Source organism: Providencia rustigianii (genome assembly GCF_900637755.1).
Lineage (GTDB): Bacteria > Pseudomonadota > Gammaproteobacteria > Enterobacterales > Enterobacteriaceae > Providencia > Providencia rustigianii.
Window position 1 is genome coordinate 1,110,778 of the sequence record NZ_LR134396.1, and the last position, 24,294, is coordinate 1,135,071.

The window sequence follows — 24,294 nt, forward strand, 5'->3', positions numbered from 1 at the left end:
CGAATTATTTAGAAGATTGGTTTAGAACGTTGTTTTAATTGTAAAAATTGGGTTGTGAAATGTCTTATAAAGTTGGATGTTTCACAACCCCATATCGAATGGATTCTTTGGCTTAATATTATTTAGTAATTCAGTAACAATATCGTTTACTTCAGTCTGAACATAAGCCCAATATTCAGGGTTATCAACTGTTCTCTCTTTAATTTGTTTAGGAATAAAACGACTCATTTCAGCATTAAAATCATTGCGTAGGTCATCTTCTTGCATCAATTTATTAAGCTGTATCGCAATGGCGTGATGAAAATCGTCTATTTCCTTATTTCTCGCAATCAATTTCTTTTCGACTAGCGTTTTTGATAGGCTAATACCACGTTGTTTTATCCAAACAATATCCCATATATCACGAGGTTTTATTCGTCTTGCTCGATAGGCTAAAGCAATCAGCTTATCTGCGAGCGTTTCTTGCAGTGATTGAACTGGAACTAAGATCCCCTCTGTCGGTACAACAATATCGTAGTGATTCAGTAAAGGGCGTTTTTCAATATCAAATGAAGGGATAGCACATACATCAATATGCATTTTTTGCCTTGGTAAATCAGGGCGATTAGCCTCTTTCACAATGCTGATTTTCCATGACACTGTATCCCCCTGTTTTTCCTCTGACGGCTTATTTACCCAAACGTCGGTTTCATATTTATTCTGAATATACTTTTGTATCTCAAATTCTAAACCGTCAAATTCAGTGGGTTTGAAATCATGTCCACCATTAAAGTCCAAGTCTTCTGATAAACGTGAACTGTTGTAGCACATCCGAAGAGATGTTCCGTCAATAAAGGTGAGCCGTTGCATAGCACCTTGTCTGATTAATACATCCATAATGTCATGATGTAAAATTTCTTTTTCTATTACTGGCGTGATCGCTGCATAGTCTGGATTTACTTGGATTATTTGTCTAATCTGTTGTTTTAACATATCGCTCTCCTCGTATTACAAATCCAGCATATGTATATTTCGCTGACAGTGTTTAAGGTCAATAATGGCTTGTGCTGTATTTGCTCGATACATTTTTATGTCAGAGTCATAGTACAAATTTGGAGCAATCTGCTCAATTGGCTTTTTTGTATGGATAAATTCAATCACGCCATAGGGTGTATCAAAGCGACCACTGCGGCCTTTAGTAATAACGGTGACTCGACCCATAATCACTTGTGAAATGTTTCCCGTATAACTTAGCTGACTTTCTAGGCTAATATAATTTAATACATTGCTACGTAGTTTTTTAATAATTTTATAAATCGCAGTTTCAGGTTCTGGTGGGGTAAGTACACTTTCATATAACCCTTTTACGACTCTTCTAAGCTGACCTTTTTTCACACTATCTGTCAGAAATTTTCTAAACGTTGGATTGCAAGGTTCACCTAACATAAATGCAAGCTCTGCCGCACTATGAATGCCACCACCAGCTTTTACCGCGCTAGCCAAGGCGCTTAATAATTTATCTATTTTTGCCATAGGTATACACTAAGTTAAGCAATAGGTAACTTAGTGTATACCTATGGAGTAAATTCCACAACTATAAGGTCTACAAAAAGTTACCATTAAAGTAATGTTTTGTAGACCTATTGGTTAAATAGATTCTGAAATGGTTCCATAAAATTGCAGTTTTTTATGGAATAAAGACGTAAGCTACTTGGCTTGTTTATCAACGTTATTTTTCAGTAAATCATGTAGATACTGATTGGCGCTAGTCACTTTTCCCTGAGCATCGGTCACTTGATACTCTTCCCCAGTAATGGACGATTTTGATGCTACGTTATCAATGAACTGTTCAGTGGTTTTTAAGCGTTTTTCGGTTTTACCTAATTTTAAGCGTAAATGTGATTCTGCATCAGCGGCGCTATGACCGGAGCCGTTACGGGTAAAGGTTAAATTCTGCTGTTTACCTAATTCGGCTAATAAAGCTTCAGTACGGGTTTTTTCTTCAGGACTTAACGCCAATGCGTTAGTTGTGACAAATACAGTGAGAAAAATTACTAACAGAGAAGCAAAACGGCGAGATAACAGGGAATATAGTGAAGACACAGGGGATTCTCCGATAAATTAAGATGGAGAAATTATAGGTAGCCGAGCCCAATAAACTATCAGTAAAAGTCCGAGAATGTAACTTTAAGAATAATCACAATGCGGAAACCTTAAGGCATAAACCGGTAACCAACGCCTGTTTCAGTAAGCAAATGCACCGGACGGGCGGGATCGGTTTCTAATTTCTGACGTAAATGCCCCATATAAATACGCAGATAATGGTTATGTTCTACATAACTTGGCCCCCACACTTGCAGTAACAGATGGCGCTGAGTGAGAACCTTACCACTGTTTGCCACCATTTCGCTTAACAGGCGAAACTCAATTGGCGTGAGATGGAGCTCTTCTTCTCCCTTGGTCACGACGCGATTAATAAAATCTACAGTGACATCACCAAATTGAAAGGTAGGGTTTTCTTGTCCTGCTTTACCGAAACGACGCAAAGCCACACGCACACGAGCAAGTAATTCACTAATACCAAATGGTTTAGTCAGGTAATCATCGGCACCAGCATCGAGAGCGGCTACTTTTTGCGACTCTTCCTCGCGAGCGGATAACACAATCAGCGGAATACTGCTCCACTTACGTAAATCGCGGATTAAATCGAGCCCATCACCGTCAGGTAACCCGAGATCTAAAATCACCAAATCAGGTTGGCGAGTACCTGCTTCAATCAGCCCTCGTTGGCAATTTTCGGCTTCAAAGACTTTCCAGCCTTCGCCCTCCAGCGCAAGTCGAACAAAGCGGCGGATCTCTTTTTCATCTTCAATGATCAGGATTTGATGGGGAGTCACAGTAAGCTAGATGCTCCTAAATATCGGTTTCAGTTTCAATTTCGGGTAATGGCTTTAAAGGTAAAACAAAGTGGAAGCTAGCTCCACCTTTATCATTGTTTTGTGCCCAAATTTCCCCTTCATGGATTTGAATAATCGCGCGACAAATGGCTAAGCCTAATCCAACACCGGGAATGGCGGACTCTTTCTGAGCACGGGAAAATTTATCAAAAATGGTTTTCTCTTGTCCATCAGGAATACCGTTGCTGGCATCCCAAATTTCGATATGCACTTTTTGTGACTCGGTGGTGGCTCGAATTCCCATTGGGGTATCCGAATCACTATATTTTACGGCATTTTCTAATAAATTAATCAGGACGCGCTCAATTAAGTTTGCATCGCAATACAGGAGTAAATCCGCGGGAATATCAATCTCAAGAGGGTGACTATGTAACGTGTAATCCAGCGTTCTTACTGCGCTGCTGGTGATTTCTTGTAGAGATTGCCACTCTAAGTTGGGACGAATTCCCCCTGATTGCAAGCGTGCCATATCCAGCAAATTATTCACTAAACGCGAAGTACTGAGAACTTGTTGGCGCATTTGACTGACTTGATCCGTTAGCGGTGAATTTTGGGCTGACAACTCCAACATCAAAATTTCACTTTGACCAAATAACACAGTCAGCGGTGTTTTTAAGTCATGGGAAAGGGCGGCAAGCAACGAATTTCTGAGCTGTTCCCGCTCGATATCTAATTTGGCACTTTCTGCTTGCTTAGTGAGTTGCAAACGAGACAGGCTGCTAGCAATTAACCCAGTGAAAGTTTGCAGCATGCGCTGCTGTTCTGGTACTAGCAGTTGGCGAATATTGCGAGGCTCAATGGCAAGCACTGCAAGGGTTTCATCGGCAGTAGTAATGGGTTGTAATTGATACGGCACACTGGGTAGAGTATCGGTACCCGCTCCAGCAGGTTGGCGTTTGTCAAAACTCCACTTGGCGATGGCTTTATCGATTTGTAATTGGCTACAGCCTTCACTTAGTAACGGTATCAGCTGATTATTTTCATCTGGCAGCAATAAGCACGTTTTGGCTTGAAAGGCATTATTCAGAAAATGGTAGCCCGTTTTTCCAATATCTTCCGTCGTCATCGCTTGCCCTAACTCTTTGGTCATTTCATATAAATGACGGGTACGTTGCTCTCGATAGCGAGCGACTCGGGCTTGATAGCGCATTCCGGCTGTCAAATTTCCCACAACAACCCCAACAATCAGCATCACGGTGAACGTGACTAAATACTGCATATCCATGATAGCCAAAGAAAAATGAGGCTGTACAAAGAATAAATCGAAACTGAGGACGTTGATTAACGCAGCAAAAATAGAGGGGCGACGACCGTAAAATAGGGCGACGAGTACCACCCCCAATAAATAGAGCGTGACTAAGTTAGCTTTATCGAGCGCTAATAAAAAGGCGCGGGAGAATAGGGTAATGGCGGCACACATAACAATGGCCATCAAAAAACCATTCATATCAGAACGCCATTTTTCGGTGAATGGTTTTCTTTCAGGTTCTTTTTCCCAATCACCTTTTTCTTCAAGTGCCACAATAATTAAGTCCAGATCGGGACCTAACTTGCCTAATCGGTCAGCGAAACCTGAGCGCAAATTGAATTTATACCATTTGCGGTGTTTATCCCGTCGCCCGATTAAAATCTTACCGAGGTTATGCTCTCGGGCGTAACGTAAAATGGCTTTTTCTTCACAGGGATCGGAAAGTGTGGCTGTCTCGGCGCCTAAATCTTGAGCCAGACGCAGTGCTTTTAAAATGGCTCGCCGTTGGTTTTCTGGAAGCTGGTGTAAGGTTGGAGTTTCCACATACACGGCGTGCCAAACGCTGCCAAATTTCGCGGCAAGTCGCGCCGCAGCGCGAACTAATTTTTCATTCCCCGTGTTGTGACCGATACACAGCAGCAAACCGTCACGAGTATGCCAAACGGGGGCTTCACCTTTTCCATCACGAAACTCGCGCATTTGGTCATCGACGCGATCTGCGGTACGCCGTAAGGCTAATTCTCGTAAGGCAATCAAATTGCCTTTACGGAAAAAGTGTTCGATAGCGCGTTCAGCTTGCCCTGGAATATAGACTTTGCCTTCTTTTAATCGCTGGCGGAGATCATCTGGTGGTAAATCGACTAAAACAACTTCATTCGCCGCATCGAATATATGGTCGGGCACGGTTTCTCTAACTCGAATTCCTGTAATACTTCCGACTACATCGTTCAAACTTTCAATATGTTGAACGTTGATGGTGGTTAGTACATCAATTCCAGCATCAAGGAGTTCTTCAACATCTTGCCAACGTTTAGGATGACGACTGCCACTGGGATTACTAAAAGCCAGTTCATCCATTAAAATGATGGCAGGATGCCTAGCGAGAGCCGCATCAATATCGAAGGCGTGCAATCGACGCCCTCGATGATGAAGTTTCATTGACGGTAACTGAGGGAGCCCATCGATCAGCGCAGCGGTTTCCTCGCGTTCATGGGTTTCGACAACCCCAATCAGCACATCGAGACCTTGAGCACGCAAGCGCTGAGCTTCTTGTAACATGGCGTAGGTTTTTCCGACGCCTGCACAGGCGCCGAAGAAAATCTTAAGTTTGCCGCGCCCATCTTCATTCGCCTTAACCAATAGTTCATCGGGATTCGGGCGGATAGGCTCCTGATTATTCATAACTAACCTCAGTGACTTTGGCTATTGGCTTCCCATGGATACTGGTCAAGGGCAATATTAAGTTCTAACACATTTACCACCGGTTCCCCTAAGAATCGAAACAGCGGCGTTTGGGTATGTTCAGCAATAAGCGATTTTACCTTGTCTAGCGGTAACTGTCTGTTTTTCGCTATCCGAGGGGCTTGATACAGAGCCCCAGCTACCGAAATATGAGGGTCTAATCCACTGGATGACGCCGTCAGCAAATCCTCTGGAATGGTTGAACCACCGTTCGGATTATGCTGTTTTAGTTCAGTGCTACGCTGAGTCAGTTGCTGCTCCAGTAACGGATTACTGATAGCCAAGTTGCTAGCGCCAGAGGCCAATGAATTATACGGTGTTTCTGCCGTTACCGATGGGCGACCGAAAAAGTAATTTTCATTTTTATAGTTCTGTCCGATTAATGATGAGCCGATAACGCGGCTATCTTGCAGGATCAGTGAACCCATGGATTGGGCTGGGAAAAGCACATTGGCAATCCCAGTCACGAAAAGTGGGTAAGCAATTCCCGTCATTAAGGTCAGTAAAAAGAGAATCATCAATGATGAGCGAAACATGTTCATAATGGGCTCCTTAAATACCAAATAAGCTGATGAACATATCAATAAGTTTGATCCCGACGAACGGTACGATCAATCCACCTAAACCATATAAACTCAGGTTGCGTTGCAATAATGCTTGTGAACTCATTGGGCGGTAATTTACCCCTTTTAGCGCTAATGGAATCAAGAAGATGATAATCAAGGCGTTAAAAATGACAGCGGACAGTAATGCCGATGCTGGTGAGTGCAGGTGCATAATATTCAGCGCATTTAACTGAGGCCACGTTACGGCAAATGCGGCAGGAATAATGGCAAAGTATTTGGCGATATCATTGGCGATACTGAATGTGGTCAGAGAACCACGGGTCATCAGCATTTGCTTACCAATGTGAACCACTTCAATCAACTTAGTTGGGTTAGAGTCTAAATCCACCATGTTACCGGCTTCTTTAGCCGCTTGAGTTCCCGAGTTCATCGCGACGGCAACATCAGCCTGAGCCAGTGCCGGTGCATCGTTAGTCCCATCACCGGTCATGGCGACCAGTCGACCTTCAGATTGATATTGGCGGATCAGCGCCAGTTTAGCTTCCGGTGTCGCTTCCGCTAAAAAGTCATCCACACCTGCTTCTGCGGCAATGGCAGCGGCGGTGAGATGATTATCCCCCGTGATCATCACGGTTTTGATCCCCATAGCACGCATTTGGGCAAAGCGCTCTTTCATGCCCCCTTTGACGATATCTTTCAGGGCAACAATGCCAAGCACCGTTTGGTTATCGACAACCACTAACGGCGTTCCCCCCAAGTGTGCAACTTTTTCGACTAACTTGTCGGCTTCTACAGGGAATTTACCGTGATTGGCTTCCACATAACGGCGAATAGCATCTGCTGAACCTTTGCGGATCATTCTTTCACCGACGTTAACACCGCTCATGCGTGTCATCGCAGAGAAAGGAACGAAGGTGGCGTTCATGGCGTGAATATCGCGTTCGCGCAAATTAAATTTTTGCTTAGCCAGAATGACAATACTGCGACCTTCTGGGGTTTCATCCGCGAGTGAGGATAATTGTGCTGCATCAGCCAATTGCTGCTCAGTGACACCGGTGAGCGGTAGAAACTCAGACGCTTGGCGGTTACCTAATGTGATGGTACCTGTTTTATCCAGTAATAAGACATCCACATCTCCCGCTGCTTCTACGGCACGTCCGCTGGTGGCAATGACATTCGCGCCGAGCATTCGGCTCATTCCCGCTACACCAATCGACGATAGCAAGCCGCCAATGGTGGTGGGGATCAAGCAGATAAGCAGGGCTATCAGGACAATAATGGAAACCGCGCTACCTGCTCCGGCGTATTCCGCGGCAAATAGTGTAAAGGGATACAATGTTGCACACACGAGAACAAAGATGATCGTGAGGGCAGTCAGTAAAATGGTTAGGGCGATTTCGTTAGGGGTTTTGCGGCGCTGAGCGCCTTCAACCATCGAGATCATCCGGTCGAGGAATGTTTCACCGGGGTTAACCGTACATTCAACAATCAGCCAGTCAGAAAGAACACGAGTTCCCCCTGTGACCGATGAGAAGTCACCGCCAGATTCACGGATCACCGGAGCTGATTCCCCGGTGATCGCACTTTCATCCACGGAAGCGCCACCTTCGAGAACTTCACCATCACAGGGGATCGTTTCCCCTGCACGGATTAACACGATATCCCCTTTGCGCAGTTGATCTGAACTGACGGCCTCTTGCGGGGCATCAAGGGAGGCTGCGGCGAGTTTTGTGGCGCGGCTTTGTTGTTTAACCCCTTTTAAACTTTGCGCTTGCGCTTTACTACGGCCTTCAGCTAAGGCTTCGGCAAAGTTAGCAAACAGTACAGTAAACCATAGCCATAGGGCGATCATTCCGCTGAACCATGCGCTACCTTCTGCGTAGCCTAATGCCATGCCCAGCCATAAAAGGGTGGTGATGGTACTGCCGATGTACACCACAAACATGACGGGATTACGCCATTGAGCTTGTGGGGTACATTTTTTTATTGAGTCAATAATCGATTGGCGAACCAGTTTGCTATCAAATAATTGTGTTTTTTGATTTTTCATTTTTTCACCCTCATTATGCCGCTAACCAAATTTGCAAATGTTCTGCAATTGGACCGAGTGCAAGTGCTGGAACAAAGGTCAACGCACCAATGAGAAGAACTGTCATGATTAATAAACCGATAAACAGCGGACCGTGGGTTGGTAATGTGGCAAGGCTTGCCGCTTGAGGTTTTTTGATTGCCATAGAACCTGCGATAGCAAGAACTGGGAAGATAACCCCAAAGCGACCCAAGAACATCGCCAGCGCCAACATAACGTTGTAGTACGGTGTATTGGCACTTAAACCGGCAAAGGCGCTACCGTTGTTATTGGCTGCGGAAGAAAATGCGTACAGCACTTCACTAAAGCCATGAGCACCCGGATTTAAAATGCCTGCTCGACCTGCTTCAGTCATCAATGAAATTGTCGTCCCAACGAGCACTAAGGTGGGGGTGACTAAAATGGCAAGTGCGACCATTTTCATTTCACGGACTTCAATTTTTTTACCTAGGTATTCAGGTGTACGACCAATCATTAATCCGGCTAAGAATACGGCGAGTAAAACAAACAGCAACATGCCATATAGGCCTGAGCCCACCCCCCCGAATACCACTTCACCAATTTGCATTAACCACATTGGCACCATGCCACCAAGAGCCGTGTAGGAATCATGCATTGAGTTGACCGCACCACAAGATGCAGCGGTAGTAACGACGGCATATAACGCCGAGCCTAAAATACCAAAGCGACTCTCTTTTCCTTCCATATTGGCGCTACTGTTAGCCTGAAGGTCGGATAAGAATGGATTTCCTACATATTCTTCGTGGATCACCACTGCCGCCGCAATCACGAAAATAATGCTCATTGCCCAAAGTAGTGCATGCCCCTGTTTGCTATCACTAACATGGCGACCAAAAGCAAAACACAGTGCCGCAGGGATCAGGAAAATAGCCAACATTTGTACAAAGTTACTCAGCGCAGTTGGGTTTTCAAAAGGATGAGATGAGTTAGCACCAAAAAATCCACCTCCGTTAGTTCCCAATAATTTAATGGCTTCTTGAGAGGCGACCGGGCCCATCGGTAGCAGTTGAGCTCCGCTATCAAGGTTATTGCTCAGTACATAAGGGGAAAAGTTTTGAATGACCCCTTGGCTGACAAAAAATAACGCAAAAATAATGGCGAGTGGCAGCAGTAAATATAAGGTAATGCGAGCGATATCGACCCATGCGTTACCGATAGTTTTACTGCCATGACGGGAAAATGCTCTGATCAGCGCAAATACCACGGCGATCCCCGTTGCTGCGGAAAGAAAATTTTGTACAGTCAGCCCAACCATTTGGCTTAAATAACTCAGCGTGTTTTCACCGCTGTAAGCTTGCCAGTTGGTATTTGCAACAAAACTGATGGCGGTATTGAAGGCTAAATCCCAGCTCATTCCCGGAAAGTGCTGTGGGTTTAATGGTAATGAACCTTGGCACATTAAGATCGTAAACAGTAATCCAAAGCCAAGAAGATTGAAGACCAAAATAGCGATGGCATATTGCCAGTAGTTCATTTCAGGGATTTCACGCCCCGGTTTTTTTATTCCGCTCAAACGCCAAAATAGCGATTCACTTTTGGTTATAGCGCGTGGCATATCGCCATCGATAAGATAAGCAATAAAGTTGCCTAACGGTTTTGCTAATAACAAAAGTACCAGTAAAAAACTTGCGATGAGTAAAAGCGCATTGATGGCCATATCAGAAATTCTCCGCATTGAGCAGGGCATAAATCAGATAAACCAGCAGTACAACAACGAGGACTGCACCAGTAATGGAAAGTAGTGACATTGTTATCTCCTTATTATTTCCATTGCGCTAGGTTAGGCATTTGCTTGTAAAGAAGCTGATAAAAAGAGCCGGAGGGATGTAAAAAAAGTATAAAAATGATCGACTAAGGTTGAGCCAGATGGGAACGAAGATAATCAAAGTATAGATTGTTAATGATATGTGGCAATTTAGTGTATTAATTACATATAAAGGTTAATAAATGTAATAAAGCAACGAAAATGGCACGATAAATCAATTTATTTTATGTTTAAGTGGTCAGATGAGTAGTTAAATTACACAAATTGCGGTATTATGTGTTCAGTTAATGAAATAATTAATAGGTTGTTCGATTTTAGCGCCTCTTTTTGTAACGAAGTGAAGTTCAAAGATAAAGAGCAAGACTGGAATCGGCAAAAAATTCGTGGCTACTGAAGGAGGATATCGATGTCCACATATCAAGAATACTCCCGTAATCAGGTCATTTTGCGCCGCACTGCTGCTGTGACAGCTGGCGTTATTGCGTTTCCGGTTATGGTGTTTTATCCAAAGAGAGCAAGATTTTATAGCTACTTGCATAAAGTCTGGGCAAAAACCAGCGATAAACCAGTATGGTTAGCAAGCTCTGAAGTTGCGATGGAAAGCCATCGTTAGTCAGTGATTGAGTTCACTAGAAAGATATCCCTGCAATTGTTTAATTGTGGGGATTTTTTATTTATAAAGACGTATTAATATAATTAAAACTTAGATATCAATGTTATTAAAAATAAAGATATGTTATTCAATAAAAAATTAATTAAATAATAATTATATTTAATTAAATCACACTGAGAAGTGAATCACGGTAATTGTATTAACCCCATTGCTAATATCTAGCCCCAGTAATATTTAAATTAATACTATAAATATCCACTAAAACTGTATTCGTTAATTTAATCATTAATATACTCTAAATAATTCGAGGTGCAGCTAGGCTTCAAACTAGCGAATCGCTGGAAGTCTTCATGAATGGCTGACTCCCGTGAATTAGCGACGTCAACAACACTGTATCTTGAAGTTTGATGAGTATAAATGGGGAATATCATGTTTTTATTTAAGAAATGTGTTATAGCATTGTCAATTAATGTCGCATTAATATCGTCTGGTTTTGCCTGTACAACACTTCTAGCGGGTTCTGATGCCACGACAGATGGCTCTTTAATTATTGCTCGAAGTGCGGATAGTAATGCACTAAAAGCACAACATTTTGTTATTCATCCAGCAAAAAAAAATCAATCAGGAATATATAGCACTAAAGAACATAATGGTGCTAATAATTTTACTTATCCATTACCGAAACAATCATTACGATATACAACCGTACCAAATTGGAAAACTCAATTACATGGTGCAACGGGATTTAATGAATTAGGTGTCGGTGTCAGTGGTACTGAATCTATATTTGCTTCACCTAAAGCATTGGCATTTGATCCGTATGTTGAAGAAACGGGAATTACGGAAGATGATATTCCGGACGTTCTACTTTCACGTGCAAAAACAGCACGAGAAGCAGTGGAGTTATTAGGGAATATTATTGAGACTCAAGGTGCGGGTGAAGGTTTTGGTGTGGCGGTCGTTGATAAAGATGAATTGTGGTATTTAGAAACGGGTACCGGTCATCAATGGATGGCACAAAAAATAGCTAAAGATAAATATTTTGCGACAGGAAATCAGGGGCGCTTACAAGCTTTTGATGTGAAAAATCCTGATGTTTTAGGATCTAAAAACCTGATTGAATTTGCGGTAGAAAAAGGGCTTTATAACCCAGCCACAGACGGTGAGTTTAATTTTTCTAAAGCCTATACCCGAGATGATGAGCGTGATCGCACATACAATGACCCGCGTGTTTGGGTTATTCAGCAGCAATTTAATCCTTCGTTAAAACAAGATGTGGCTGATGGCAGAAATTTTGCGCCTTTCTTAACGCCAGAGAAAAAAGTGTCGGTCGAAGAAGCCAAATCGATGCTGCGTAACCACTTTGAAGGCACTGAACATGACCCATATACCAATGGATTAAATGGAAAAGAACCATGGAGACCGATTAGTGTATTTAGAACCTATGAAGCTCATGTGATGCAAGTGCGCCCTGAGTTACCTCAAGAAATCGGCGAAGTAACCTATGTGGGGTTGGGAATGGCTGATTTGACCGCTTTTGTGCCTTATTACAGCGGGTTAGAAGCTTATCCAAAACATTATAGTGTCGGTTCAGATAAAGCAGATAGCAACTCTATTTATTGGAAATACCGTAAACTTCAAACTTTGGTAATGACGGACTACCCTAAACTGGCTCCGATCGTCAAAAAAGCGTATCAAGAGTGGGAAGCTAAAACGGCGTTAGAACAGAAAGACATGGAAGCTAAATATTTGAAAATGGCGAAAACGGATAAAGCGGCTGCCAATAAAATGCTCAATGAGTTCAATTTAAACGTGATGGCAAGTGCTGAGAAGCTGACTGAAGATTTGACGAATGAGCTGTTCACGATTCGGACTGAAGATATTCAATCTGATATTTTCTTTGCCAATAAGTCGAAGAAAGACTGAGTCGCGTGAATAACGTTTCTTAACGATAAATAGTCGAAAGGTTCTCAGGTTGAGAACCTTTTTTTCACTATGTTGGCTGACTTTTTGTATCAAAATCTGGATGAAATTTTAAAATAAATTAATAACATAGGTTTCTTATTATGATGAAACTATATAAATTATTCGTCATTTGTGGGCTGGTGGATAAATACCACAGAAAAAAATAATCTTTCCGTTTATGCTAGTGGTAGACAAGTTAATGAGAAATGAAGGCGTTAAGGACACAATTATGCATAATTTTAAGTTAGAAGAATTGATTAACGACGAATTGAACGTCAGTGAATTCCAAGACTTCGCGCCTAATGGGTTGCAAGTGGAAGGTCGTCCCCATGTCAAAAAAATTGTTACTGGCGTGACGGCTTGCCAAGCATTATTGGATGAAGCGGTAAGATTAAATGCGGATGCGGTGATTGTACATCATGGCTATTTCTGGAAAAACGAACCTGCCATCATCAAAGGTATGAAAAGAAATCGCCTAAAAACCTTATTAGCGAACGATATTAACCTTTATGGTTATCACCTTCCTTTAGATGCTCATCCAGAATTAGGTAATAATGCGCAACTCGCTCACATTATGGGAGTGCAAGTGAACGGCAGTATTGAGCCGTTAATGCCATTTGGTTTCTTTGATCAGCCGATATCACCCACAGAATTAACCGAGCGCTTAGAAACTCGCTTAGGGCGAAAAGTACTACATTGTGGCGATAATGCCAAAGATGAAATCCGCCAGATTGCGTGGTGTACCGGTGGTGGCCAAGGATTCATCATGCAAGCCGCAGAGTTTGGTGTCGATGCGTTTGTCACAGGGGAAGTTTCAGAACAAACTATCCATATAGCGAGAGAAATGGGGATCCACTTCTACAGTGCAGGGCACCATGCGACAGAGCGTTATGGGATTAAGGCGTTGACGAAGTGGTTGAATGATAGTCATGATGTGGAGGCTATCTTTATAGATATAGATAACCCGGCCTAAATTTTCGTCATATTTCGCGCTGTAGCGTTGTTGGCTTCACTCACTAACCCTAGTCACATACTTTTGTATGTTCCTAGGGATTAGCTCATTTGCCGCCTAGCTACAACGTGAACTATTTAGAAAATTGCTACGCAATAGAAAATAACCACACAATAGAAAATAGCTACGCAATAGAAAATAATTTTGTGATAGAAAATATCCCATACCCATAATAGAAAATATTCCAGTTGCGCTTGATGATAGAAATAGATCAAGTTCGATATTTTAGTGCGGTAAGAAGCAGTATTAGACTTGAAGTGATGAGCACTAGCCCTAGGTTTTGAATCTCACCTGCGACCATTAATCCGAGTCCTAATCCCATATAGTAAAACAGCCCTAAAATTGCGCCTGCGGTGCCTTTTCTATCCTGATAAGCATTAAGTGCATGGGCGAGAATATTGGGGATTGCAATTCCATATCCCACCACCACACCAATAACGGGAACAACAAACCAAACACTATCGATTAGCAAGTAAACCAAACAACCGCAGACGAAAGAGATCAAACTTGAAAGCCTAATAATTCGTTCGGTAGGTTGTTTTTTAGCCAATAAATAATGATTAATGATAGACCCAAGCCCAACGCCAAATGCTAATAAAATACCAGTCAAACCAAATTGTTGTTGATTGAGCATTAATCGTTCAAAAATAAAGGGGCCAAGTTGGTAATAACTGAATAAATTAATGTTGAAAAATGCAATCAAGATCACATTCCTAAGAATTAGTTTATCCCCCAACATGCGTAAAAAAGTGTGAAAAAATGGAGCTTTGATCACATTATCGGGTTTGGTCTCAGGGAGCTTGTAACAAGACCATAACAAAAGCACCATGGCCAGTAGGGCTAATCCGACAAATACGGCGCGATAATGACCAATCCAAACTAATATCGCCCCTAAAATCATTCCAAGCGCTGGGCTAATAGCGAGAGCAATCCCCATAATTGAGAAAACTTTGGCTAATTCATGACCTTGATAACAGTCGCGCATGGCCGTTTGAGTACCGATAGATCCTACAGCAGCACCAAATGCAGATAGCATGCGTAGAATAAGTAACCAATAAAATTGAGAGATAAAAAGAGCGCTAATTGAAGCAACGCCATATAGCAGTAATCCCGCTAAAATAGTCGGTCTACGGCCAATAATGTCACATATTCTTCCCCAAAAAATGACACCCAAAGCGAAGGCGAAGAAGTAGAGTGATAATGTTTGTGAGGCTTGTTGGGCATTGACGTGGAATGCAGCGGCAATATCGGTCAACGCGGGGCTATAAATGGTTTCGACAATTTGTGGAAACATCATTAAAGCCACAGCAAGCCATAAGGAAAGTGAGCGGTTCATTTGATTTACCTATATTCTTCTCTTTAATCTGTGGGAATGCTGAGAAGTTTATTGGCTTTTTACTTGTCTTATTACAATAATAAAGACAATAAATATCAAAAATGAGACATTTATGGCGTGGTTATTACAGACGGATGAATTCCAAACAGATTGGTATGATGCTCCAATTTTGGGGATTGCGGCGCAAATGGGGCTACATGATTCAGGAGAGCATACCCATGAAATGGGGCAGCTTTTATTTACCCAACAGGGCTGTATTCGCATTAGCTTGGAAAATAAAATCTCTTTATTGCCTCCGGGACGAGTGGCTTGGATCCCGCCATTTATCCAGCATAGAGCGCAAATGCGCGCATCTGTCGGTTATCGTTCGGTGTATCTCAATCAAGATTACTCGGCACAAATATCAAGTAACGTGAGTATTTTGAAGGTTTCGCCGTTATTAAGGGAATTACTAGAGATAATTGCACTAACATCATTTGATAGCGACTGGAAAGAAGGGCGTTTAGCGAATTTAATCCCTGTGTTTATTGATGAATTACAGAGTGCAACAACCGAGCCTACTTTACTGTCATTTCCTCAGGATCGACGTTTTAACGGTTTAGACATGGAATTATTACCACCGCCGTTAAATGTATTAGCTCAGACGATAGGGGCGAGTGAAAAAACAATTTCAAGGATTTTTCTGCGAGAAACGGGCATGACCTATCAAGCTTGGCGTCAACAATGGCGATTTATTAAAGCGCTGGAACTATTGGCTTTGGATAAACCATATTACTATATTACTCAAGAGCTTGGATTAGCCAGTGATAGCGCCTTTATTAGCTTTTTTCGCAAAATGAGCGGGTGTACTCCACGGGAGTATCAGCGATAATCATCGATAAAAAGCCCCGAAAAATCGAGGCTTATTCATCAATAATTGAGTGAGAATTCAACCATTATTTTTTGGCGATGTCAGAGCTAAATTCGCGCTTGTCATAACCAGTATACAGCTGACGAGGGCGCGCAATTTTCAGACCATCATCATGCATTTCGTTCCAGTGAGCGATCCAACCGATAGTACGGGCGATAGCAAAAATAACGGTGAACATTGAAGATGGAATCCCCATTGCTTTCAAAATGATACCCGAGTAGAAGTCAACGTTCGGGTATAATTTCTTCTCAATGAAGTACGGGTCGTTCAGTGCAATACGTTCTAATTCCATCGCCACTTCTAACAAACCATCGTTGAGGTTTAATTCTTTTAAAACTTCATGGCAAGTTTCACGCATGACGGTAGCACGCGGGTCATGGTTTTTATACACACGGTGACCAAAGCCCATTAGGCGGAAAGAGTCATTTTTATCTTTCGCACGTTCGATAAATGCTGGGATATGTTCAACCGTTTGGATCTCTTCAAGCATGCGTAAACAAGCTTCGTTAGCACCGCCGTGTGCAGGTCCCCACAGAGATGCGATACCCGCAGCGATACACGCAAATGGGTTTGCACCAGAAGAACCTGCGGTACGAACTGTTGAGGTTGATGCATTTTGCTCGTGGTCAGCGTGCAAAATTAAAATTCTGTCCATTGCGCGTTCAAGCACTGGATTAACAACGTATTCTTCACATGGAGTAGAGAACATCATGTGCAAGAAATTACCCGCGTAAGAAAGATCATTACGAGGATAAACAAAAGGTTGACCAATTGAATATTTATAACACATTGCTGCCACGGTAGGCATTTTAGACAGCAAACGGTACGCTGTGATTTCACGGTGACGAGGGTTATTAACATCCAGAGCATCATGATAGAACGCCGCTAATGCACCTGTTACACCACACAGAACAGCCATTGGGTGAGAGTCACGACGGAAACCATTAAGCATTCGGGTGATTTGCTCGTGGATCATCGTGTGGCGAGTTACCGTATATTTGAATGTTTCGTATTGTTCTTGGGTTGGTGCTTCGCCGTAGAGCAGGATATAACAAACTTCGAGGTAAGTTGCTTTAGTCGCAAGTTGGTCAATAGGATAACCGCGGTGGAGTAGGATACCTTGGTCACCATCGATATAGGTAATTTTTGATTCACATGACGCTGTCGAGGTAAAACCTGGGTCGTATGTAAAAAACCCTTTTGAACCTAAAGTTCGTACATCGATAACATCTTGACCAATTGTAGGGGTTAGAATGTCTACTTCAATAGTACCTTTACTCTCAGTCATTATCTTAGCTTTGTTATCAGCCATTAACGGTCTCCTTAGCGCTTGATAATCCACACTCAACAACCCTGAACTCAGCGTTATACTGTGTCTTTGCGCATTGTTCTATCGGTGAGGTGAGAAAGTTAGCCAGATATCACATAAAACGCTGAAATCTTGCGACCGATAACAATGTGTTAGGTTGTTTATGAGTGTATAGGGCGTTATGTTCTTTTTTTGTTGTTTTCTCTACAATATCATTATTTATGGTAAGGGAAACAACTTTCATAACTTTTGTTTATACTTGCATACTCATTCACACTACTTACATGACGTAGAGTCATCCGTAACGTATTCAGATAAATCTGCCAGCCCTATATGTAAGATAAATGTTGAATCATTGTCAAATAAGATAAGCACATTTATATAAAATGTTTAAATCGTGATCCTTCTCACTGTTCGGGCTAAATGTCTCCAAACCTTTTGTGTGGGAATTGTAATAACAATGTGAAGACTTTATACTGGCACCAGGTCTCCGGATTACCCTGTAGTAGGAGTTCCCAGCGTGATCAGTATGCAATTTTACTCAAACATGATGGATTAGAGTTTGCGTTAAGTTGCATTTTGTACCCCTGTCGCTGTCTGATTTCCACCCCAGGTCCGGAGGATGGAAAATAATAAAGAGCTGTGTGGGCAAAATTGTGAAAAAACAAAGACCTGTCAACCTTGATTTGCAGACGATACATTTCCCGATTACTGCAATATCGTCTATCTTGCACCGTGTCTCTGGCGTCATTACTCTCATCGCAGTTGGTATTCTGCTTTGGTTGCTAGGGACTTCTCTCTCCTCTCCAGAAGGTTTTCAATACGCGTCTGAATTAATGACTGGCTTTTTTGCTAAGTTCATTCTTTGGGGCATCTTGACGGCTTTGGCTTACCACATTTGTGGTGGTATTCGCCATATGCTGATGGATTTCGGCTGTGTTGATGAAACCCTTGCTGCTGGTAATTCATCTGCAAAAATTACATTTGTTATTACCGTAATTCTGGCAATTCTGGCGGGGATCTTAGTATGGTAAGTAATGCTTCAGCTTTAGGCCGTACTGGTATCCAGGACTGGCTGTTAATTCGTGGTTCAGCGATTCTTATCGTTCTCTACGTACTCTACATCGTTGGCTTCGTGGCGATCAATGATATTACCTACGAAGTGTGGCGTGGCTTCTTTGCCTCCTCTGTGACAAAAGTATTCACCATCCTCACATTGTTCTCAATTCTTGTACATGCCTGGATTGGTATGTGGCAAGTACTGACTGACTATGTTAAGCCGATCGCAATTCGTTTAGTCCTGCAACTCGCTATTGTTGTTGGTCTGCTGGCTTACTTAATTTACGGAACAATTGTTGTGTGGGGTGCATAAATGAATCTGCCAATCAGAGAGTTTGACGCTATTGTTATCGGTGCGGGCGGTGCAGGTATGCGCGCAGCACTACAAATTTCGCAACAAGGCTTATCTTGTGCTTTGTTGTCAAAAGTATTTCCAACTCGTTCTCATACGGTATCAGCGCAAGGCGGTATTACTGTTGCATTAGGTAACACCCATCCTGATAACTGGGAATGGCACATGTATGACACCGTTAAAGGTTCAGACTATATCGGTGACCAAGACGCTATCGAGTACATGTGTAAAACTGGACCAGAAGCTATCCTTGAATTAGAACATATGGGATTGCCTTTCTCTCGTCTTGAAGATGGGACTATTTATCAACGTCCATTCGGTGGTCAGTCTAAGAATTTCGGTGGCGAGCAAGCGGCACGTACTGCTGCGGCTGCTGACCGTACTGGTCACGCGCTGTTACATACGCTGTATCAGCAAAACCTAAAAAATCACACCACAATTTTCTCCGAATGGTATGCACTGGATTTAGTGAAAAACCAAGATGGCGATATCGTGGGTTGTACCGCAATTTGCATGGAAACGGGTGAACTGGTTTATTTCAAAGCCAAAGCCACGATTCTTGCAACGGGTGGGGCGGGGCGTATTTACCAGTCTACAACCAACGCACATATCAATACTGGCGATGGTGTCGGTATGGCCGTTCGTGCAGGTGTTCCATTGCAAGATATGGAAATGTGGCAATTCCACCCAACAGGTATTGCGGGTGCGGGTGTTCTGGTCACAGAAGGCTGTCGTGGTGAAGGCGGTTACTTGCTGAATAAAGACGGTGAGCGCTTCATGGAACGTTATGCACCAAATGCGAAAGACCTTGCGGGTCGTGACGTTGTTGCGCGTTCAATCATGATTGAAATTCGTGAAGGTCGTGGTTGTGAAGGTCCGTGGGGTCCTCACGCTAAACTGAAACTGGACCACTTAGGGAAAGATGTTCTGGAGTCTCGTTTGCCGGGTATTCTTGAGCTTTCTCGTACCTTTGCTCACGTTGACCCAGTTAAAGAACCTATTCCAGTTATCCCTACTTGCCACTACATGATGGGCGGTATCCCTACTAAGGTTACTGGTCAAGCTATTCGTTATAACGAAAAAGGCGAAGACGAAGTGATCCCAGGCCTGTTTGCGGTGGGTGAAATCGCTTGTGTGTCTGTACACGGTGCTAACCGTTTAGGTGGTAACTCACTGCTGGATCTCGTGGTATTCGGTCGTTCTGCTGGCCTGCACTTGAACGAATCCATTATGGAGCAAGGCCCAATGCGCGATGCGTCTGAATCAGACCTCGATGAAGCTATGGCTCGCTTCAACCGTTGGGAAAACGCACGCACTGGTGAAGATCCTGCTCAGATCCGTAAAGCTCTGCAATCTTGTATGCAGAACAACTTCTCCGTATTCCGCGAAGGGGATGCGATGGCGAAGGGCTTAGAAGAGCTGAAAGAAATTCGCGAGCGTCTGAAAAATGCACGTCTGGATGACACTTCAACTGAGTTTAATACTCAGCGTATTGAGTGTTTAGAGCTGGATAACCTGATGGAAACGGCTTACGCAACGGCGCAAGCAGCTAACTTCCGTACAGAAAGTCGTGGCGCACACAGTCGCTTTGACTTCCCAGATCGTGATGATGCAAATTGGTTATGTCACTCATTATATCTACCGCAATCTGAAACGATGACTCGTCGCGAAGTGAACATGCAACCTAAGTTGCGTGAGGCCTTCCCACCGAAGATTCGTACTTATTAATGCGTGGTGTTAATCCAGTTGCGGAGAAATAAATTATGAAATTAGAATTTTCGATTTATCGCTATAATCCAGATGTAGACAACGCACCACGCATGCAAGATTACACCCTTGAAGTCAAAGATGGGCGTGACATGATGCTGCTAGATGCGTTGATTCAATTAAAAGAACAAGACCCAACATTGTCTTTCCGTCGTTCTTGTCGTGAAGGGGTATGTGGTTCTGATGGCGTGAACATGAACGGTAAGAATGGGCTGGCTTGTATTACGCCACTGTCTGCTTTGACCCGTAATGGTAAAAAAATTGTGATCCGTCCATTGCCAGGTTTGCCAGTTGTGCGTGACCTGATTATCGACATGACGCAGTTCTATACCCAGTACGAAAAAATTCGCCCATATCTTCTTAATGATAATAAGAATCCACCGGCGCGTGAAAACTTACAGTCACCTGCACAACGTGAAAAACTCGATGGTCTCTATGAGTGTATTTTGTGTGCATGTTGTTCTACTTCATGTCCATCTTTCTGGTGGAATCCGGACAAGTTTATCGGTCCTGCGGGTCTGTTAGCTGCGTATAGATTCTTAATTGATAGTCGCGATACTGAAACGGATTCACGATTAGATGATCTGAACGACGCTTTTAGTGTTTTCCGCTGTCATAGCATTATGAATTGTGTCAATGTATGCCCTAAAGGACTTAATCCGACTAAAGCTATCGGTCATATTAAATCTATGTTGTTAAAACATAGCGCATAAAACCGGTATAGCCTGCGGTACCTGAGTACCGTAGGCTAAATGCGGATAGCACAAAATAAATACTTAAAGTAAAAAATAAGCGTAAAGTAAAATTCAGTGAAACAAGTGCGAAGTAAAAGTGAAAGTAAAAAGCCAACTGCAAAAAAAGATGAAGATGCATGTAAAAACAAGGAACCTTTAAAAACCGCAGCCAGTTTTTAAAGGTTCCTTAAAAGGGAAACCCTTAATTGATAAAAGGGACTCCCAAAGTGAGAACATGCAAAAAGCACGTCCAAGAGAACCTTTATCGAGGTCGCTTAAATGCGGCAATTAGTTAACCACGGCGAAAACTAAAGCTTATAAAGCTTAAGGGATCACAATGCAGAACGGCGTAATGAAGGACTGGCTGGATTCAAGCTTTCTGGCAGGCGCGAACCAGTCTTATATAGAACAGCTCTATGAAGATTATCTGACTGACCCTAATTCCGTAGATGCAGAGTGGAGAGAAATCTTCCAGCAACTACCTGGAGTAGGTACTAGTGGTGAGCAATTACATTCGCAAGCACGAGATTATTTCCGTCGCTTAGCAAAAGATTCCACCCGTTACCATACCTCTGTTAGCGATCCTACGATCGATGCAAAACAAGTCAAAGTTTTGCAACTTATCAATGCCTTCCGTTTCCGCGGACATCAAAATGCCAATCTCGACCCATTAGGACTTTGGAAGCGTGAAGCTGTTCCAGATCTGGACCCTACATTCCATAATCTGACCAAAGAAGATTTTGACGAGACTTTTAATGTGGGTTCATTTGCGATTGGCAAAGAAACCATGAAACTCAGTGAGCTATATGACCACCTGAAGCGCATCTATTGCGGTTCAATCGGTGCGGAGTATATGCATATCACTAATACCGAAGAAAAACGTTGGATCCAACAGCGTCTTGAATCCGTGAATGTTGCAGAACAATTTACTAAAGAAGAAAAACGTCGCTTCTTAGCTGAATTAACCGCAGCTGAAGGGCTTGAGCGTTATTTAGGCGCTAAATTCCCTGGTGCGAAACGCTTCTCTTTAGAGGGCGGTGATGCATTAATTCCAATGCTGAAAGACTTGATCCATCATGCCGGAAAACAAGATACCCGTGAAGTTGTTCTGGGTATGGCACACCGTGGACGCTTAAACGTTTTAATCAATATTCTGGGTAAAAAACCTGCTGAATTATTTGATGAGTTTGCGGGTAAACATAAAGACCACTCAAGTGCAGGTGACGTAAAATATCACCAAGGTTTCTCGTCTGACTTTGAAACCGCCGGTTCACGTGTTCATTTAGCGTTAGCATTTAACCCGTCTCACCTTGAAATCGTGAGCCCAGTGGTTATCGGTTCTGTTCGTGCTCGTCGTGATCGTCTTGATGAAGGTCGCAGCAACATGGTTCTGCCGATCACTATTCATGGTGACTCCGCAGTAACAGGTCAGGGTGTTGTTCAAGAAACATTGAACATGTCCCAGGCTCGTGGTTATGAAGTTGGCGGTACGATGCGTATCGTTATTAATAACCAAGTTGGTTTTACTACGTCGAACCCGAAAGATACACGCTCAACTGAATATTGTACTGATATCGTGAAAATGGTGCAGGCACCAATTTTCCACGTTAATGCTGATGATCCTGAAGCCGTTGCATTCGTGACTCGCTTAGCATTAGATTTCCGTAACACCTTTAAGCGCGATGTCATGGTCGACTTAGTGTGTTATCGCCGTCATGGTCACAACGAAGCTGATGAGCCAAGTGCAACTCAGCCAATTATGTACCAGAAAATCAAACAGCATCCTACACCACGTAAAATCTATGCAGATCGTTTAATTGAAGAAGGCATCGTTTCAGCGAATGAAGTCACTGAAATGGTTAACCTGTATCGTGATGCATTAGACCGTGGCGATTGTGTCGTTGATGAATATCGTGAAATGGGGCTGAATGCTTATACATGGGAACCGTATCTGAACCATGAGTGGCATGAAGAATATAAATCAAGCTATGACATCAAGCGTTTAACTGAGCTGGCGACTAAGCTAAGCACAATCCCTGAAGGTATTGTTGCTCAATCTCGAGTTGAGAAAATTTATGCGGACCGCGCTGAAATGGCGAAAGGTAATAAATTACTCGATTGGGGTGCAGCAGAAACGTTAGCTTACGGTACGCTAGTTGATGAAGGTGTTCCAATTCGTCTATCTGGTGAAGATGCGGGTCGCGGTACATTCTTCCATCGCCATGCAGTTGTACACAACCAAACCAATGGTTCAGTATATGTTCCTCTGCAAAATGTTCATAGTGGTCAAGGCGTATTCAACGTTTGGGACTCTGTTCTAACTGAAAACGCAGTATTGGCATTTGAATATGGTTATGCAACAACTGAACCTCGTGCTTTAACTATTTGGGAAGCTCAGTTTGGTGACTTTGCTAACTGTGCTCAGGTGGTTATTGACCAATTTATTAGCTCGGGTGAGCAGAAATGGGGTCGGATGTGTGGTCTGGTGATGTTATTACCTCATGGTTATGAAGGCCAAGGTCCAGAACACTCCTCAGCTCGTTTAGAGCGTTACCTGCAACTGTGTGCGGATCAAAACATGCAAGTGTGTGTGCCATCAACACCAGCTCAGGTTTATCACATGTTACGCCGTCAAGCGCTGCGCGATATGCGTCGTCCTCTGATTGTTATGTCACCTAAATCACTGTTACGTCATCCATTAGCGGTATCTAGCATGGATGAGCTGGCAAATGGAAAATTCCAACCAGTTATCAGTGAAATCGATGAAATCAATCCGAAAAATGTGAAACGTGTCGTTCTGTGTTCCGGTAAAGTTTATTACGATTTGTTAGAGCAACGTCGTAAGAACGAGCAAACCGATGTTGCGATCGTGCGTATTGAGCAGTTATATCCGTTCCCGCATGACGACATCCAAAAAGTATTGGCTCAATATGCTCATGTGAAAGATTTTGTTTGGTGTCAAGAAGAGCCGCTAAACCAAGGCGCTTGGTATTGCAGCCAACATAATTTCCATGAGGCAATCCCAGCAGGCGCAAGTTTACGCTATGCCGGTCGAGCAGCTTCTTCTTCTCCAGCTGTTGGATATAACTCCGTTCACCAGGAACAACAAGCGGCCCTGGTTAATGACGCTTTGAACATTGCATAATTAAA

At 43.0% G+C, this 24,294-nt stretch carries 20 protein-coding genes; 9 read left to right on the top strand and 11 right to left on the bottom strand.

What is annotated here, in order from left to right; all coding sequences use genetic code 11:
• Positions 1 to 81 precede the first annotated feature (81 nt).
• The 9 genes from EL244_RS05015 to kdpF form a co-directional block, all read right to left on the bottom strand.
• Complete coding sequence (locus EL244_RS05015) at positions 82 to 972, bottom strand: nucleotidyl transferase AbiEii/AbiGii toxin family protein (RefSeq protein WP_126459198.1); 891 nt, start codon at positions 970 to 972, stop codon at positions 82 to 84.
• A 15-nt stretch (positions 973 to 987) separates the two neighbouring features.
• Positions 988 to 1,512, bottom strand: coding sequence for a type IV toxin-antitoxin system AbiEi family antitoxin (gene abiEi, locus EL244_RS05020; RefSeq protein WP_006812791.1), 525 nt, complete (start codon positions 1,510 to 1,512; stop codon positions 988 to 990).
• A gap of 174 nt (positions 1,513 to 1,686) precedes the next feature.
• Positions 1,687 to 2,082 (bottom strand): DUF5329 family protein, encoded by a 396-nt coding sequence (locus tag EL244_RS05025; protein WP_115164056.1) that lies wholly within the window; start codon positions 2,080 to 2,082, stop codon positions 1,687 to 1,689.
• A 110-nt stretch (positions 2,083 to 2,192) separates the two neighbouring features.
• Positions 2,193 to 2,876, bottom strand: a complete 684-nt coding sequence (gene kdpE / locus EL244_RS05030; protein ID WP_006812789.1) for a two-component system response regulator KdpE — start codon at positions 2,874 to 2,876, stop codon at positions 2,193 to 2,195.
• Between the two features lie 16 nt (positions 2,877 to 2,892).
• On the bottom strand, positions 2,893 to 5,586 hold the full coding sequence (kdpD, locus tag EL244_RS05035) for a two-component system sensor histidine kinase KdpD (RefSeq protein WP_126459201.1): 2,694 nt from the start codon (positions 5,584 to 5,586) through the stop codon (positions 2,893 to 2,895).
• A gap of 8 nt (positions 5,587 to 5,594) precedes the next feature.
• Positions 5,595 to 6,188 carry a potassium-transporting ATPase subunit KdpC gene (gene kdpC, locus EL244_RS05040; RefSeq protein ID WP_039854006.1) on the bottom strand — a complete coding sequence of 198 codons (594 nt, stop codon included), beginning with the start codon at positions 6,186 to 6,188 and terminating at the stop codon, positions 5,595 to 5,597.
• Positions 6,189 to 6,198: 10 nt separating this feature from the next.
• Entirely contained in the window at positions 6,199 to 8,262 is a 2,064-nt protein-coding gene (kdpB, locus tag EL244_RS05045; protein ID WP_006812786.1) for a potassium-transporting ATPase subunit KdpB, read from the bottom strand.
• Positions 8,263 to 8,275: 13 nt separating this feature from the next.
• Positions 8,276 to 9,979, bottom strand: a complete 1,704-nt coding sequence (kdpA, locus tag EL244_RS05050) for a potassium-transporting ATPase subunit KdpA (protein ID WP_039854004.1) — start codon at positions 9,977 to 9,979, stop codon at positions 8,276 to 8,278.
• A gap of 1 nt (position 9,980) precedes the next feature.
• Positions 9,981 to 10,070: a K(+)-transporting ATPase subunit F gene (kdpF, locus tag EL244_RS18275; protein ID WP_039854003.1), complete on the bottom strand. Its 90-nt coding sequence runs from the start codon at positions 10,068 to 10,070 to the stop codon at positions 9,981 to 9,983.
• Between the two features lie 423 nt (positions 10,071 to 10,493).
• Between kdpF and EL244_RS05060 the strand changes: the two genes are divergently transcribed.
• The 3 genes from EL244_RS05060 to EL244_RS05070 all read left to right on the top strand — a co-directional run bounded on the left by EL244_RS05060 (position 10,494) and on the right by EL244_RS05070 (position 13,638).
• On the top strand, positions 10,494 to 10,700 hold the full coding sequence (locus EL244_RS05060) for a YbfA family protein (protein WP_115164058.1): 207 nt from the start codon (positions 10,494 to 10,496) through the stop codon (positions 10,698 to 10,700).
• A gap of 429 nt (positions 10,701 to 11,129) precedes the next feature.
• The gene (locus EL244_RS05065) at positions 11,130 to 12,626 is read left to right on the top strand and encodes a C69 family dipeptidase (RefSeq protein WP_126459204.1); all 1,497 of its coding nucleotides are present in this window, start codon (positions 11,130 to 11,132) and stop codon (positions 12,624 to 12,626) included.
• 268 nt (positions 12,627 to 12,894) lie between these two features.
• Entirely contained in the window at positions 12,895 to 13,638 is a 744-nt protein-coding gene (locus EL244_RS05070) for a type 2 GTP cyclohydrolase I (protein WP_126459207.1), read from the top strand.
• Between the two features lie 250 nt (positions 13,639 to 13,888).
• Here the strand turns inward: EL244_RS05070 and EL244_RS05075 are convergent, their stop codons facing one another.
• Positions 13,889 to 15,013 carry a multidrug effflux MFS transporter gene (locus EL244_RS05075; RefSeq protein ID WP_126459210.1) on the bottom strand — a complete coding sequence of 375 codons (1,125 nt, stop codon included), beginning with the start codon at positions 15,011 to 15,013 and terminating at the stop codon, positions 13,889 to 13,891.
• 112 nt (positions 15,014 to 15,125) lie between these two features.
• Between EL244_RS05075 and EL244_RS05080 the strand changes: the two genes are divergently transcribed.
• Positions 15,126 to 15,884, top strand: a complete 759-nt coding sequence (locus EL244_RS05080; RefSeq protein WP_006812778.1) for an AraC family transcriptional regulator — start codon at positions 15,126 to 15,128, stop codon at positions 15,882 to 15,884.
• Positions 15,885 to 15,948: 64 nt separating this feature from the next.
• Here the strand turns inward: EL244_RS05080 and EL244_RS05085 are convergent, their stop codons facing one another.
• Positions 15,949 to 17,235, bottom strand: a complete 1,287-nt coding sequence (locus EL244_RS05085) for a citrate synthase (protein WP_126459213.1) — start codon at positions 17,233 to 17,235, stop codon at positions 15,949 to 15,951.
• A gap of 641 nt (positions 17,236 to 17,876) precedes the next feature.
• On the opposite strand from EL244_RS05085, the gene sdhC reads away from it, so the two are divergent.
• The 5 genes from sdhC to sucA all read left to right on the top strand — a co-directional run bounded on the left by sdhC (position 17,877) and on the right by sucA (position 24,289).
• The gene (sdhC, locus tag EL244_RS05090; RefSeq protein ID WP_006812775.1) at positions 17,877 to 18,266 is read left to right on the top strand and encodes a succinate dehydrogenase cytochrome b556 subunit; all 390 of its coding nucleotides are present in this window, start codon (positions 17,877 to 17,879) and stop codon (positions 18,264 to 18,266) included.
• Positions 18,260 to 18,604 carry a succinate dehydrogenase membrane anchor subunit gene (gene sdhD / locus EL244_RS05095; RefSeq protein ID WP_006812774.1) on the top strand — a complete coding sequence of 115 codons (345 nt, stop codon included), beginning with the start codon at positions 18,260 to 18,262 and terminating at the stop codon, positions 18,602 to 18,604. The genes sdhC and sdhD overlap by 7 nt, the downstream gene beginning before the upstream one ends.
• Positions 18,605 to 20,371: a succinate dehydrogenase flavoprotein subunit gene (gene sdhA / locus EL244_RS05100; protein WP_006812773.1), complete on the top strand. Its 1,767-nt coding sequence runs from the start codon at positions 18,605 to 18,607 to the stop codon at positions 20,369 to 20,371.
• A gap of 35 nt (positions 20,372 to 20,406) precedes the next feature.
• Positions 20,407 to 21,123 carry a succinate dehydrogenase iron-sulfur subunit gene (locus EL244_RS05105; protein WP_006812772.1) on the top strand — a complete coding sequence of 239 codons (717 nt, stop codon included), beginning with the start codon at positions 20,407 to 20,409 and terminating at the stop codon, positions 21,121 to 21,123.
• Between the two features lie 358 nt (positions 21,124 to 21,481).
• Positions 21,482 to 24,289 (top strand): 2-oxoglutarate dehydrogenase E1 component, encoded by a 2,808-nt coding sequence (gene sucA, locus EL244_RS05110; protein ID WP_006812770.1) that lies wholly within the window; start codon positions 21,482 to 21,484, stop codon positions 24,287 to 24,289.
• The last annotated feature ends 5 nt before the right edge of the window (positions 24,290 to 24,294 follow it).